We start from the raw sequence: 14037 nt of genomic DNA, 5'->3' as shown, positions 1-14037 counted from the left end.
CATGTCGCGCCGCGCTCTCTCCTCGCGTGCGGGTGGTTTCAGCTTTATCGAGCTGTTAGCCACGCTGGCCATTATCGCCACCTTGGCGGCCATGGCCCTGCCGTTGGCGCAAACCACGCTCAAGCGGCACAAGGAACACGAGCTGCGCCGGGCATTGCGCGATATCCGCCAGGCCATTGATGCCTATCAGGTTGCCACCACGGATGGACGTATCGTCCAGGCGGATGCCTCCGGTAGCCAGCATGGCTATCCACCCACGCTTGCCGCTTTGGCGGCTGGTGTGCCGAACGCCAAGGCACAGGGCGGGGCCATGCTGTATTTCTTGCGTCGGCTGCCACGCGACCCCTTTTATCCGAACGCCACTACGCCGGCTGCACAGACTTGGGGCACGCGCCGCTTCGACTCGCCGCCCGACCAGCCGCTGGCCGGCGATGATGTGTTCGACGTCTACTCGCTCTCCACGCAGACCGGCCTGAACAGCGTCGCTTACAGGGAATGGTGATGTGCGCCAAGGGATACTTCATGCGATTACGAGCGTCAGCGAGGCTCCCTCGCGGCGGCGAGGGCGGGGGGAGTCGGACTCAATCAAGCGAGGGATGGTTCAGCATGCTACGGACCGCTAGCACCCGGCTTTGCCGGGTGATGAGCTGCGGCTTGAAGACGCGCAATATTTCGTGGCGTTCCACCAAAGGCTTTACCTTGATCGAATTGCTGGTCACCCTGGCCATTATCGCCACGCTGCTGTCGCTGGCTGCGCCGCGCTATTTCGGCAACCTCGACAAAGCCAAGGAGGATGTACTACGCGAGGACCTGTATCTGCTGCGCGATGCCATCGACAAGTTCTATGCGGACAAAGGCAAATACCCCGACACCCTGCAAGACCTGGTCGAGCATAAATATCTGCGCCGCATTCCGATCGACCCGCTGACCCAGAGCAAGGAAAGCTGGCTACCGATCGCGCCGGCCGAGAGTGGTAGCGGCGCCATTGCCGATGTGCGCAGCGCAGCGCCCGGCCAAGCGCGTGACAAGACTTGGTTCAAGGACTGGTGATGCGCCGGCAGCACGGTTTCAGCTACCTGGTCGCCCTGTTCCTGGTCGCCATCCTGGCGGTGTTGACCACGCGCGCACTGGAAAACAGCCGCACGGCCGAGCTGCGCGAGCGCGAAGCTGAGCTGCTTTATGTGGGACAGGCCTACCAGGCCGCCATCCGCGCCTATTACCGCAATGGCAGCGGCAGTGTGCGCTACCCCGCCACGCTGGAAGCGCTGCTGCTGGACCAGCGCCCGCTCCGACCCCAGCGGCCGCTGCGCCGGCTGTACCGCGACCCGATCCTGGCCAGCCAGGACTGGGGCCTGGTGCGGGCGCCCAGTGGCGGCATCATGGGCGTGTATTCGCGGTCCCTGCAGGCGCCACAGAAGACCGATGGCTTTCCGGCCGCGCTGGCGAACTTCAAAGGCGCAACGCAGTACCGAGATTGGCAGTTTATCTATCAACCCGAGACGGGGCCGGATGCCCCGACCGAACCGGAACGAAGCGGAAAATGAGATATTCCTACCCGAAAACCCCCGCAGCAGGTTTCACCCTGCTCGAACTGCTGGTGGTCCTGCTGATCATCGGCCTGCTGGCCGGTTTCGTCGGCCCCAAGTACTTCTCGCAGATCGGCAAATCGCAAACCCAGGTCGCCCGGGCCCAGATCGACGGTTTCGACAAGGCGCTCGACCAGTACCGGGTCGATGTCGGCAGCTACCCGACCACCGCCCAAGGCCTGGCCGCGTTGGTGGCGGCACCGGCCAACGAAGGCAATTGGCGCGGTCCGTATCTGAAAAAGCGCGTACCGGCCGATCCGTGGGGCCATGCTTATGTCTACAAGTCGCCGGGCGATAACGGCCGCGACGCCGATGTCATCGCCTACGGCAAGGATGGCAAGCCCGGTGGCAGTGGCGATGATGCCGATGTCACGAATTGGGACAGCCTTGAGCCGAAGTGATGACGCAATTCCACGCCAAGGTACTGCATGTCGAAAAGACGTTCGACATTGCATGGGGAAGGGTAGCGAGGTTACTCAAGGCCTTAGGCCGGCTTCTCGTCTTGCTGGCGGTTTACCAAATTGGTGAGGAGTCGGTTGCCAGTTTGCTCGCAGACGATTTGTTGGGTATGGCATTGTCCGTTGCTATCACCATGGGTTTAATCGGTATTTCCGGTTGGGTGAAATGGCCTGAAGCGGCAATTACGCTGTTTTTCATGGAAATTGTTTACACCATCCTTGTACTCATGATGATGAATGTGGACTTTTTCTTGGGTCACCTGTCCTTGTTTTTCACGGAGTGGGTTACCCATGGTGTGATGCCCGTTAGGCTACTTGCGGGCGTGCTTGCCTACTGCCTCGGGAAGCACTTGCGATCACTGATAGATAGACGCATGGGAAACACAATTTGATGCGCTACCGCGCCAAGGTGATACAGGCCGACGCCCAGGTGGTCGTGGTCGAGCTGGAAGCCGCCGACGAAGCGGAAGCGCGCCGCGTGCTGGCAGCAAGCGGCGGTCGGCTGCTGACGCTGCAACCGGTCCGGCACGGTCTGCCGCGTCTTAAGCGCGCAGCGGCCTTCAAGCTGCTGGTGTTCAACCAGCAATTGCACGCCTTGCTGGAAGCCGGCCAGCCCATCGTCGATGCGATCGAGATCCTGGGCCGCAACGACCGGACCGGCCGGCATCGGGCCGTCTACGACAGCCTGTTGCAAGGCTTGCGACATGGCAAACAGCTGTCGGAAGCGATGGCGGCCTTGCCCTCGGTCTTTCCGGCGCTTTACCTGGCCATGCTGCGCGCCAGCGAAACCACCGGCAGCGTGCGCGCCGCCATCCAGCGCTTTATGCACTACCAGCGCCAGGTCGATGCCATTCGCGGCCAACTGCTGGCCGCCGCCGTTTATCCGGCGATCCTGATCGGCGTTGGCTATATGGTGGTGACCTTCCTGCTGCTGTATGTGGTGCCGCGTTTCAGCGCGGTATTCGAGGATGTGCCCCGGCAGACGGATATGTCGCGCCTGGTGCAGGCTTGGGGCAGTCTGGTCAACGGGTATCCCTGGCTGGCCTGGGGGCTGTGCCTGGCCCTGCCCTTGGGCGGCTTGCTGGTGGCGCTGCAACCGGCTGTCCGCGCCGGCGTGTTCCGCCGCGTGCTGCGCACGCCCTGGCTGGGGGAAAAGGTCTGGACCCTGCAACTGGCCCGCCTGTATCGCACCCTGGGAATGCTGCTGCGCAGCGGTGTCAGCGTCCTCGCCGCCATGAAGATGAGCGAGGCCGCCTTGCCCTTGGCCATGCAGGCGCGCTTGCAGCAAGCGGGCAGGGCGGTCAGCGAGGGGCACCCTTTGTCGCAGGTGATGGCGGAACAAGGCCTCAGTACCGAAGTGGCCGACCGCTTGCTGTTGGCCGGCGAATCGTCCGGCCAGCTGGACGAGATGCTGGAACGGATCGCCGATTTCTACGACCAGGAAGTGGCCGCCTGGCTCGATGTGGCTGGCCGGCTGATCGAACCGGTGCTGATGGTCGGCATCGGCCTGGTCATCGGCGCCATCGTGTTGATGCTGTATACCCCGATTTTCGAGATGGCCAATGCACTTTGATGCCCCCCTGACCCTGGCCGAACTGACGCAGGCCTGCCAAGCCGCCGGCCTCGGCGGCGACTGGCTGAGCTGGCTGGCCGAGCGTTCCCCGCAATCGCGCGAGGCGTTGCTGGCCGAGGCCGCCGCCCTGCTGGCCTACCCGCCGCTAGCCTGCGCCAGCGGCTGGCCGCTTCAGCCGGACTTCGCGCAAGTGGCCTACACCGACATGGCGGAAAGATTGCTGCTGGTGGGGCACGACGCCGCCGGCCGGCTCTGCGCCGCAATCGGCCAGCCGCTGGATAGCCGGCTGGGCCCGTGGCTGGCCGCCCAAGCCTTGCCGCTGACGGCGCTTTACCTGGCCGACCCCGCCCTGCTGCGCGCCGAGCTGGAACGGCACGAGGCCGGTTTCAGCGCCGTGGCCGATGCGGTCGGCCTGGACCAATCCATCGAACTGGCGCGCGATGCCAGCGCCGACCTGACCCTGGCATCGATCCAGGGCGAGGCCAGTCCGGCCGTGCGCTTGATCAACTCGACCGTGTTCGATGCCTTGCGCTGCGAAGCCAGCGATATCCACCTCGAATCGATCCCGCAAGGCCTGGTGATCAAGTTCCGTATCGACGGCGTGCTGAACCGTATTGCCACCGTCAACAAAACCGCGCTGGCCGAACAGGCCATCGCCCGTATCAAGGTGCTGGCCGAACTCGATATCGCCGAAAAGCGCATCCCGCAGGACGGCCGCTTCCGCATTGCCGCCAAGGGCCGCGATATCGATATCCGCGTCTCCATCATGCCCAGCATCCACGGCGAAGATGCCGTGCTGCGGATTTTGGACAAGCAAGCCCTGATCGACCAGGTGCAGCGCCTGACGCTGGATTCGCTGGGATTCGATGCCGACACCGTGCGCGTACTGCGCCGGTTGTCGGCCGCGCCCCACGGCATGCTGCTGGCCACCGGTCCGACCGGCAGCGGCAAGACCACTACCCTGTATGCGGCCTTGACCGAGATCAACCAGGGCGAAGATAAGTTCATTACCATCGAAGATCCGGTCGAATACCAGCTGCCCGGCGTGCTGCAGATTCCGGTCAACGAAAAGAAGGGCCTCAGCTTTGCCGTCGGCCTGCGCTCCATCCTGCGCCATGATCCGGACAAGATCCTGGTCGGCGAGATCCGCGATGCGGAAACCGCCCAGATCGCGGTGCAGTCGGCGCTGACCGGCCACTTGGTGTTTACCTCGGTGCATGCCAACAACAGTTTCGACGTCATCGGCCGCTTTATGCATATGGGCGTGGACCCGTATCACCTGGTCTCGGCCCTGACGGGCGTGGTGGCGCAGCGGCTGGTGCGGCAAAACTGCCCGCACTGCGTGACCGACCAGCAGCTCGATGCCGCCTTATTGGCCGACTCCGGCATCCCCGATCCGGAGAACTACCGCTTCCGTGCCGGCCGCGGTTGTCCGCAATGCCGCGGTAGCGGCTACAAGGGCCGCCGGGCGGTGGCCGAAGTCATGTGCCTCAGCGACGAGCTGCGCGAAATGATCATTGACCGCGCCTCGCTGCGCACCCTCAAGGAGCAGGCCCGCCGCGAAGGCACCCGCTTGTTGCGCGAGGTCGCCCTGCAGGGGGTGCGCGACGGCCAGACCACATTGCAGGAGGTCAATCGTGTCACCTTTGTGGCCTAAAACCGTCTATGCCAGTCTGTTTCCGGGCCGGCGCGGCCTGCAGCTTGGCCGGTCCGCCGCGCCGCGCTGGAGCGAATATGCACCGCGCCCCGCACCGTTTGATCTGCTGGCTGAACTGCACGCACTGCTGACCGAACACGCCGGGCAATGGCGGCCGGGCAGCCGCTTGGTGCTGACTGTCTCCGACAGCCTGGCGGCCCTGGCGCCGCTCGCCTGGCAGCCGGCGCTGCAGACGCCGGCCGAGGTTGAAGCCTATGCGCAAGCCTGCTTTGAACAGCAAGGCCAGCCGCTGGATGGGGAGTGGGTGCAACACAGCGATTTCCGTCATCATGGTCGGCTGGGTCTGGCGTACGCATTGCGGCGCGGTTGGATGGCCGAACTGCCGGCCTTGTGCCAGGCACACGGTCTGCGCCTGCGCACTGTCTTGCCACTGTCCGCCGCCGTCTACCACCGTGCGCCTTGCGCACCGGGAGAAGGCAAGCGCCTGCTGCTACTGGGCGATGCCAGCCGCAGTACCGCTCTGCTGTATGACCATGCCGGCCTGATCGGCTATGACGTCGAACCCGCAGCCGGCGACGCGCAAGCCGCCACTACCCGCCTGCTACGCCGTCTGGCTGCTCTGCACGGTGCGATCGAACAGGTCGCCACCTGGTCGGCCGCGACAGATGACGCGAGCAGCGGTGCCGGACAGATCGTCGCCAACCTGCCCGGCGCAGTGGTGCAAGCCCTTACCCCCAGCGAATGGCAATGAATATGGACCCGCTTAGCCCTTATCTTCGTCCGCCGCTGCGCCATGCCGGCTGGCTGTGGCTGCTGGTCGCCGTGCTGCTGATCGGCGCGGCTTGGTTGGCGCAGGACGGCTATCAAACCGCTATGCGCACCGAACAGCTCGCCGCCCGTAGCGAAAGGCTGCAAGCCCAGCAGCGCCGCGCTGCCAAGCCGGTAGACGACAAGGCGTCGCAGCGTACGCAAAAACAATGGGCGGCACTTCAAGCCGAGCGCGATTACCCGTGGCCGGAAGTCTTCCTGGCCATCGAACGGGCGGGCAAAGCCGACGTGGAGTTACTCGAATTCCAACCCGACAAGACCAGTCGCCAACTGATCCTGCGCGGCGAGGCGCGCGATCGCCGCGCCTTGGAAGCCTATCTGGATGCGCTGGCGGGGCAGGCCGTGTTGAACCGGGTGCATCTCAGCCACCAGCAGACGGTGCTGCGCGAGCGTTTGGAGACGGTTGAATTCGAGATCAAGGCGGTGGTGGTGGGGCCCAGCTCAAATCGCTGATGCGCAGTAAGCAAAGGGAATTGAAATGAAAGTACGTATTTGGCTGCTTACCATGGCAGTGGGATTGTCCGGTATGGCCTGGGCGGGATTGAATGGACATAAAACGGACCTTCAGCAGGCGACACTCGATGAGGTGCGTGCGTTGGCGGAAAGCGGCCATGCCGCCGCCCAAAACAAGCTGGGCTCAATGTATCAGCTAGGTCAGGAAGTTGCGCAGGACTACCTGCAAGCTTTGGCTTGGTATCGCAAGAGCGCGCAGCAGGGCAATGCGGATGCGCAGACCAATCTCTGTACGCTGTACCTCGGTGGCCTCGGCGTGCCGCAAGATGACTCGCAGGCACTGGCCTGGTGCGGCAAAGCCGCTGAGCAGGGGCGTGCGACTGCTCAGACCAGCCTCGGATGGATGTACCAGCAGGGGCTCGGCGTGCCGCAGGATTATGAACAGGCTATCGCTTGGTACCGAAGGGCAGCCAAACAGGGGATGCCAGTTGCTCAGAACGCGCTGGGCGTGCTTTTTTTAGATGGCAAAGGCGTGCCGCGAGACTTTTCTGAAGCGTTTTTCTGGCTTCGAAAAGCCGCCGAGAAGGGTTTCTCCCGCGCGCAGTTCAATCTTGGACTGATGTATATGAAAGGCTTCGGTGTGCCGCGGGACTATGCACAAGCCATGGCCTGGTATCGCAAGGCTGCGGATCAAGGACATCCGATTGCCCAATGCAATGTCGGGGATATGTTCGAACAGGGCCATGGCGTGCCGCAGGACTACGCGCAAGCGATGACGTGGTATCGAAAAAGTGCCGAACAGGGGCTAGCCACTGCGGAATTGAGCATTGCGACACTGTATGAGGCTGGCCGTGGCGTGCCGCCAGATTATTCCCAAGCCGCTGCCTGGTATCGCAAGGCCGCAACACAAGGGGATGCTTTTTCGCAGAACAAACTCGGTTATCTGTACGAACACGGCCTAGGACTAACTCAGGATGATCGGCAAGCACTCGACTTGTACCGAAAATCTGCTGCCCAGGGTCACGCTGACGCACAGAAAAATCTCGACCGGTTAGCAAAATGAAGTGTGGCAGTCGCAATCAGTCTGCACGACTTCTCAGCTATGTGGTTTGACGTACGGTATCCAACCTCATACTGGGGGTATGCTTTCGTTGGCAACCCAAGGTGAGCGATGTGTCTATGTCTCGACCCAATCATGAATTCTCCGATCTGCCTGGCGTCAGGCTGCTAGCCAAGCAGACAAACAGGTCGATTTCTTATGTTGCGGAGCTCTACGCGTCTGAACTGGCGAGACTGACGGCTGGCGCTCATGTGTCGATTTTTATCCCACTGTTGGCGATGCACCATGTGCGGGAGCTACTAAGCCGTCCACCAGCAACCGCACCGCCGGCTAATTGTAGTGGTCAAGTATTTTCGGACACCGCGATATGATTTTTTGCTGCGGGCACGAAGTCAGGTCAAAGCGCGCAATTGCAATCGTGGAGATAGCGCGTGCTATCCGCCAGCATTTGGGCGCCACTGCGTCGGCACACGGCCAAACCGCAGCCCTCGTCGGTCAGCAATTCGCTAATCAAGGCATAGGGCTCGCCGGCATCGACAAAATGAACTGATTGCACGCCGTGGCCGAGGGCATCGAGGGCGGCACCGACCGCAGGGGCGGCGGCGGACTGAGGATGCTGTGCTAACCAGCTTTCCAGTTCGGCACGGCTGCGTGGACCACGTAGCCCGGTCAGTTCTTGCAAGATCGCGCCCTCGCCCATCCATATCAGGGTAACCGCCCGCAGTTGCTGTGCCAGTAACGCGCCCAGCAATTCGGAAGACAATTGCCGGTCTTCTCCTTTCGCATCGGGCGCGATAGGCATAACGATTGGTAGCATGCCATTGTTTTGCAGTAGCTTGAACAACGTCACATCAAGCTTAACGATAGGGCATATACGGTTGGCGTCGGCCTGAGACGATGCCGTCAGGCAATCGCCATCCTGGCCCTTGACGCCGACCGCTTTTGGTCCATGCTGGCTGATCAGCTGGACCAGTTCCAGGTTGATATCGGCCAGGGCGGCACGTGCGACATGCATGGCGACACGTTCCGGTAACAGTGCGCGGCTACTTGGCGGAAAGGGTCGAAATTGCGGTGCCCCACCATGTACAACGACCGGACGCACGCCCGTCAGGGCAAGCAATGCGACTTCCTGGGCAAAGGTTTGCCGGGCGCAGGGGGCAGCGTTGGCCGAACCCGCGTAAACGATGACGACAGTCTGTTGCTGCAGCGATTGCACAAACGGCAAGGAACTGGCCAGTAGACTGGCTTGGTCGGCTTGCATAGGAGTCAATGCGGGTGCTTTCGGCATGGCTTGATCGAGAGGGTGCTTCACGGCGAGCTGAGTCATGATGGTTGGCTGTCGAGCAGCAAGCGGCGTACATCGCCCGGTGTCGTGGCGGCACGCAGGGTTTCTCGGAATGCTCGGGTGCTGAACAGGCGAACGGCATCTGCCAGGAGTTGCAGGTGGCTTTGATGAGCGTGTTCTGGAACCAAAAGCAGAAAGAGTTCGCCGACTGGCTTGCCGTCAGGCGCATCGAAGGCAATGGGGTGTTCCGGACGGATAAACAGCGCGAGTGGGACCTGTAGACCGCTGATGCGTGCATGCGGGATGGCGACACCTTGCCCCAATCCCGTGGAGCCTAGCTTTTCCCGCTTGGCGAGCCGTTCGGCAACGGATTGACTGGTAAGTCCATAGCGATGCCAAAGATGCTGTGCCGCGCATTCGAATAATTGGTGCACGTTTTGCACCTTCGCGTGAAGCAAGATGTCCTCGATGGGACACATTCTGGCTAGCGTATACATCGTTTATCCAAAGGGCTTTTGGAGGCTTGCCTACCCGCGCCACCAGATCTAACGGGGCGGCACCGGACGCTCCCCCCGCCTTGGCGACCAAATAAGGGTCGCTTATTTTCGTCCAGTGCCGCAATTGAAAGCGTAATCAAACCTTTATAAAAACGGCGTAAATAAACGGTCCCAATTTATAAAGATTACGCATTGAACGCGAAAACACCGCTGCCCAAGCAGCTAGAATGGCTGCATTCGCTGAATGCAATGACTACCCATGCCGAAAACCTTACTTCTCTTCGTGCTAACCGCCCTGGCGGAAATCGTAGGATGTTTTCTGCCTTACCTATGGCTACGTCGAGGCGGATCAATTTGGCTGCTTTTACCGGCTGCTATCAGCCTTTCCTTGTTCGCCTGGCTCTTGACATTGCATCCCGCCGCCAGCGGCCGGATTTATGCAGCCTACGGCGGCGTATATGTGCTGACATCCTTAGCCTGGCTTCGGGTGGTAGACGGGGTAACGCGGTCACTGCATGACTGGGTCGGGGCGAGTGTCATGCTGGTGGGTGCCTGCATCATTATGGCGGGCTGGCGGTAGTGGAGACTTAGCAGCCGGACATGATCTCCACGAGGCGGCAAGGGAGATGTAGGCAGCGGTGCAGCCAAGGCTGACCGCTGCTTCGCTACCCTCAGAAGCGCACGACCCGCTTGCGCTCGACGCTGAAGTCCGGCCGCAACACGCTGTCGGCGTCGGCGAAATAGCGCCTGGTTTCCGCCACCAACTCGGCGCTACTGCGCCCGCAGAACACGATGCCCCGGCCTTCTTCCGTCAGCAACTCGTCGACCATGCCTTGTGGTTGGCTGATATCGACGAGATGGACGCTTTGCACCCCGTGAGTCAGTGCATCGAGCGCCTCTCGCGCATAGGCAGCAGCCGTGTTGCTTGCATGCTCGGCTAGCCATTTTTCCAACTCACTTTTGCCGCATAGTCCGGTCTGGTCGCCGAATTCTCTCAGCACCGAATTCTCCACCATCATCACCAGGGTGGTGGCCTTCAACTTCTGCGCCAGCAGATTGCCAAGTCGCTCGGGGCTGACCAGGCGATCATCGCCGTCGGCATCGGGTGCCAGGGGCATGACTACCGGCAGCAAGCCGCCAGTCAGGAAAGCCTCCAGTATCGCGGTGTCGACCGCCTCTATCGGGCTGATGAAGTCGCCGCCGGCTGTCGAACCGGCGGTGAGACAATGGCCATCCTGCCCATTGATACCCAAGACTTTTACCCCATGTACGCCGATCAGGCGAACTAGCTCAAGGTTGACTTCCGCCAGTGCCGTGCGTGCAACATGGATAGCTAGGGTCGTGCGCATGGCCTCGCGGACTGGCGCTTCCGGTACTTGCCCCTGCGCCTGGAATCGCGGCAAACCACCATGCACGATCACGGGACGCATACCGGTCAGCTTCAGCAGCGCCGCATTTTGCGAGAAGGATGCCCGCAGGGTGGGGTTGTAGACCGACTGCCCGGCATAGACGATCACCACGGTCTGGTTGTGCAAGGCTTCCATAAAGGGTAGCGAACTCATCAGATGAGTGGCGCGCTGCGAAGTAGTAGGGGTAGGTTCTGGATGGTGGAGCATGATTTGGCCCGTTGGGTTGATGATCGGAAGTACGGCGAACTCAGCGCGTCACTGTGCTTCCAGCATCAGCCGGTGAATGTCGACGGGCGTTCGCGCCAGCCGCGCGGCATGGCGGAAGCTACGCTCGCAAAGCAACTGGGCGGCATCGGCAAGCAACTGGAGATGTTCTTTGTTGGCGTGCTCTGGCACGAGCAGGAGGAGGAATTCACCGACAGGCTTGCCATCGGGGGCATCGAAGGCGATAGGGTGGGGAGTCCGGATGAAGAGGGCAAGGGCAGTCTTAAGCCCATTGAGTCGTGCGTGGGGAATCGCCACGCCTTGCCCCAGCCCGGTCGTCCCCATCCGTTCTCGCTCGGCCAGCCTGGTCGCGATGCGGTCAGCCGGAAGATCGAAGCGGTTTTGCAGATATCGGGCGGTGTACTCGAACAGCTCCCGCTGGTTTCTGACGGGTGGGTCGAGCAAGATGTTTTCGGGAGGGCAGATATGGGCCAGTGTATTCAACGCTTGCATTCCCCCTCCCGAAAGCATGGCGATCGGCGTTTCAGGCGGTGGCGTGTGGGTACGCATTGGGCATTCCGTTTTGTGGGGAGATGTCGCAATCGTAGGTAAGCCGGCGTAAAAACGGTGTCCAGATCAGGACCGTTTCCGTAAAAATTGCGTATAGGGAAGAGTAGCGCGGGTGGGTAACCCCTCTCACAATGCGTGCTTGCTGCAAAAAAAGCAGGCCGGAAGTCCGGCCTGAAAAGAGATATGGGATTTGATGGAACTGAGGGTACTACAGGTGCTGCACTATCGCCGTAAGTTGGGGTTTCACATGCCCGGCTTGCGGAAATTCAACGACGGGCCAGCTTGATGACGTGGGGAACCTGCCCGGACGTAAACGTGGCATTGCGTACATAGGGCGCGCAGTCTACCGGCGTGGTAAATGCTTCAACTGAGGCCTAGTGTGGTGTACCTGAAATAGCATTAATTAATAACTTTGCCTGCACGAGCAATGGCCTCAAGGATTGAATCTGCGCTTTTGCGCCATACAAAGGGCTTCGGGTTGGTGTTGTGGATGTCCAAGTAGTGGCGGATTGACTGCTCTAGATCGGCGACGCTGCTGTGGGCACTACGCTTGATCCACTTCTCACTGATTTGTGAGAAAAAACGCTCCACAAGGTTGAGCCAGGAGGCCGAAGTTGGCGTGAAGTGCAGATGGTAGCGTGGCCTGCTGGCGAACCAGGCACGCACCTTCTCCGTCTTGTGCGTCCCGTAATTGTCCATGATCAGGTGGATATCCAGGTCTGCCGGTACGCTTGCGTCGATGGTATTGAGGAACTGCAGAAATTCGACGCTCCGGTGGCGACGTTTGAGTTGGCCAATGACCTTGCCAGTGGCCACATCCAGAGCTGCGAACAGCGAAGTCGTCCCGTGCCGCTTGTAATCGTGTGTCCGGGTTTCTGCTTTGCCGAACGTAAGCGGAAGTGAAGGCTGCGTTCTATCCAGTGCCTGAATCTGGCTCTTCTCATCCACGCAGAGCACCAAGGCACGATCCGGCGGGGCGAGGTACAAGCCCACCACATCGCGGACCTTATCGACAAAATTCGGATCGGTGGAAAACTTGAACGTCTCCAGCCGATGGGGCTTGAGCCCGAACGCGTGCCAAATGCGCTGCACTGTGGACGCCGACACGCCTGTTGCCTTGCTCATCGTGCGCACGCTCCAGTGCGTCGCGTCAGTAGGCTTACTGTTCCGGACACGATCAATCACCGCCTGAACGTGTTCGTCTAGCACCGTGCGAGGCCGCCCCGACCTCGGTGCATCGGTCAGCCCTGCCAGACCATACGACTCGTACCGACGACGCCACCTTGAGACGGTCTGCGCAGTGGTATCCAGCCGCTTCGCGATCTCTTTGCCTCCTTCGCCGTCAGCACAACTGAGCACAATCTGAATTCGTAGCTTCTCATCGGCCGGCGCCTTGCGCAGCGCCAAACGTGCATTCAGCTCTCTGCGCTGCTCTTCGGATAGTTCCAGCTTCTTGATCGGGCGGCCCGTTCTGGTCATCGTCATAGTCTCCATGAGCTATTGAACTACGACAATTATACCAAATATTTAATTAATTCTACTTTTGAGACACCACACTAGCAGGCTGGTGAGAAACTCCCGGCATCAGCCACTGCGTGGGAAAATCTGACCAGATCAGGGATATTTGCTCAAAAAATAGGCGCAAATTGCCAGATTTTTGACCAAAACCATGCATTTTCACAACTTTCCTGCAGCACGGTGGAAGTCCGACGAGTTTCTCCCCAGCCTGCTAGTGCCCGACATAGCGCCACTTGTCGGTTGCCTGCCAGATGAAAACGGGGATCGGGTCAGCCTGCCTGGACAGTGTCCTGCCTGCGGCGCGTGCGGCTGCAGCGCTATTGCACAGAATGACCTCGGGGGCATCGAGCTTAAGTTCCGGCCGCAGGCACGCCGCCACCACCTTGCCGCGATAGGTGGGCAGGAATGCCTGCTTGTTGCCGCCACACTGCGTATGGATATCTTCCCGGGTGTAGTCCTTGCCGATTTCGAACATTTTCGTCTCCAAACGAAGCGCAGCCCCTATGGCTGCAAAACGTCGGAGACAATAGCGGGAACCATGTAAAACCCGTATAAAACTGAGGCCTTTTGGCGTAAATTTCGCATCAATTCGACGATCGGCATCCATGCGGTGTTGGCGCGCGGACACGCTTGACGGGCAAAAGGGGATACGCAATACCTACAGAGGGGTTTGATTATTCTTCTCCTTCGGCGAATGGTCAGCGGTGTTCGGCGATGCGAAACTGACAACGGCTTTGCTAGATCAATTGATGCACCATTGCCGTATCGTTGAGACCGTCAACACGTCCTATCGCTTCTGTCACTTTTATCGATCGCTGCCAGGCTTCAATCGTTAGCGATGGCCTTCACAGGGCCTAACCCAGATGACGCAAACCGCCGTATGCAACCGTCACCGCTTGCTCCAAGCGAATTTCGCCCGAGAGATCGGAGAAATAGCAA

17 protein-coding genes and 1 pseudogene are annotated in these 14037 nt (G+C 60.6%); 12 read left to right on the top strand and 6 right to left on the bottom strand.

Features of this window, described 5'->3' with window-relative positions; translation table 11 throughout:
* Window position 1 precedes the first annotated feature (1 nt).
* From FNU76_RS04445 to FNU76_RS04400, 10 genes are all read left to right on the top strand, one after another.
* Entirely contained in the window at window positions 2–502 is a 501-nt protein-coding gene (locus FNU76_RS04445; protein WP_143856584.1) for a type II secretion system protein, read from the top strand.
* 104 nt (window positions 503–606) lie between these two features.
* Window positions 607–1050 carry a type II secretion system protein gene (locus FNU76_RS04440; RefSeq protein WP_308418611.1) on the top strand — a complete coding sequence of 148 codons (444 nt, stop codon included), beginning with the start codon at window positions 607–609 and terminating at the stop codon, window positions 1048–1050.
* Entirely contained in the window at window positions 1050–1544 is a 495-nt protein-coding gene (locus tag FNU76_RS04435; RefSeq protein ID WP_143856583.1) for a type II secretion system protein, read from the top strand. The genes FNU76_RS04440 and FNU76_RS04435 overlap by 1 nt, the downstream gene beginning before the upstream one ends.
* Window positions 1541–1987, top strand: a complete 447-nt coding sequence (gene gspG / locus FNU76_RS04430) for a type II secretion system major pseudopilin GspG (RefSeq protein WP_143856582.1) — start codon at window positions 1541–1543, stop codon at window positions 1985–1987. Before FNU76_RS04435 ends, gspG begins: the two co-directional genes overlap by 4 nt.
* On the top strand, window positions 1984–2436 hold the full coding sequence (locus FNU76_RS04425) for a hypothetical protein (RefSeq protein ID WP_179958347.1): 453 nt from the start codon (window positions 1984–1986) through the stop codon (window positions 2434–2436). The genes gspG and FNU76_RS04425 overlap by 4 nt, the downstream gene beginning before the upstream one ends.
* A complete protein-coding gene (locus FNU76_RS04420) occupies window positions 2436–3617 on the top strand; it encodes a type II secretion system F family protein (protein ID WP_143856580.1) in 1182 nt (393 codons plus the stop codon). Before FNU76_RS04425 ends, FNU76_RS04420 begins: the two co-directional genes overlap by 1 nt.
* Window positions 3607–5274, top strand: a complete 1668-nt coding sequence (locus FNU76_RS04415) for a GspE/PulE family protein (RefSeq protein ID WP_143856579.1) — start codon at window positions 3607–3609, stop codon at window positions 5272–5274. Before FNU76_RS04420 ends, FNU76_RS04415 begins: the two co-directional genes overlap by 11 nt.
* Window positions 5255–6025: a hypothetical protein gene (locus FNU76_RS04410; RefSeq protein ID WP_143856578.1), complete on the top strand. Its 771-nt coding sequence runs from the start codon at window positions 5255–5257 to the stop codon at window positions 6023–6025. Before FNU76_RS04415 ends, FNU76_RS04410 begins: the two co-directional genes overlap by 20 nt.
* A 2-nt stretch (window positions 6026–6027) precedes the next feature.
* Window positions 6028–6555, top strand: a complete 528-nt coding sequence (locus FNU76_RS04405; protein ID WP_143856577.1) for a hypothetical protein — start codon at window positions 6028–6030, stop codon at window positions 6553–6555.
* A gap of 25 nt (window positions 6556–6580) precedes the next feature.
* Window positions 6581–7618: an SEL1-like repeat protein gene (locus FNU76_RS04400; protein ID WP_143856576.1), complete on the top strand. Its 1038-nt coding sequence runs from the start codon at window positions 6581–6583 to the stop codon at window positions 7616–7618.
* 394 nt (window positions 7619–8012) lie between these two features.
* On the opposite strand, the gene FNU76_RS04395 is transcribed toward FNU76_RS04400, so the two are convergent.
* Window positions 8013–8903: an amino acid kinase family protein gene (locus FNU76_RS04395; protein ID WP_223879220.1), complete on the bottom strand. Its 891-nt coding sequence runs from the start codon at window positions 8901–8903 to the stop codon at window positions 8013–8015.
* 35 nt (window positions 8904–8938) lie between these two features.
* Window positions 8939–9397 (bottom strand): PTS sugar transporter subunit IIA, encoded by a 459-nt coding sequence (locus FNU76_RS04390; RefSeq protein ID WP_143856574.1) that lies wholly within the window; start codon window positions 9395–9397, stop codon window positions 8939–8941.
* A 259-nt stretch (window positions 9398–9656) separates the two neighbouring features.
* On the opposite strand from FNU76_RS04390, the gene FNU76_RS04385 reads away from it, so the two are divergent.
* Window positions 9657–9977: a YnfA family protein gene (locus FNU76_RS04385; protein WP_143856573.1), complete on the top strand. Its 321-nt coding sequence runs from the start codon at window positions 9657–9659 to the stop codon at window positions 9975–9977.
* A 91-nt stretch (window positions 9978–10068) separates the two neighbouring features.
* Here the strand turns inward: FNU76_RS04385 and FNU76_RS04380 are convergent, their stop codons facing one another.
* The 4 genes from FNU76_RS04380 to FNU76_RS04365 all read right to left on the bottom strand — a co-directional run bounded on the left by FNU76_RS04380 (window position 10069) and on the right by FNU76_RS04365 (window position 13573).
* Window positions 10069–11013, bottom strand: a complete 945-nt coding sequence (locus FNU76_RS04380; RefSeq protein ID WP_223879219.1) for an amino acid kinase family protein — start codon at window positions 11011–11013, stop codon at window positions 10069–10071.
* A 48-nt stretch (window positions 11014–11061) separates the two neighbouring features.
* Window positions 11062–11580, bottom strand: a complete 519-nt coding sequence (locus FNU76_RS04375; protein WP_223879218.1) for a PTS sugar transporter subunit IIA — start codon at window positions 11578–11580, stop codon at window positions 11062–11064.
* Between the two features lie 399 nt (window positions 11581–11979).
* Window positions 11980–13059 (bottom strand): IS630 family transposase, encoded by a 1080-nt coding sequence (locus FNU76_RS04370; protein WP_144280546.1) that lies wholly within the window; start codon window positions 13057–13059, stop codon window positions 11980–11982.
* Window positions 13060–13309: 250 nt separating this feature from the next.
* The gene (locus FNU76_RS04365) at window positions 13310–13573 is read right to left on the bottom strand and encodes a hypothetical protein (RefSeq protein ID WP_308418610.1); all 264 of its coding nucleotides are present in this window, start codon (window positions 13571–13573) and stop codon (window positions 13310–13312) included.
* Window positions 13574–13781: 208 nt separating this feature from the next.
* Here FNU76_RS04365 and FNU76_RS25000 point away from each other — a divergent pair.
* Window positions 13782–13934, top strand: a pseudogene (locus FNU76_RS25000) (ATP-binding protein); the annotation flags it as partial.
* Window positions 13935–14037 lie beyond the last annotated feature (103 nt).

It is taken from the genome of Chitinimonas arctica, from assembly GCF_007431345.1.
Taxonomy (GTDB): domain Bacteria; phylum Pseudomonadota; class Gammaproteobacteria; order Burkholderiales; family Chitinimonadaceae; genus Chitinimonas; species Chitinimonas arctica.
The sequence above is the reverse complement of the archived record's forward strand: the minus strand, read 5'-3'. Positions and strand labels throughout refer to the sequence as shown.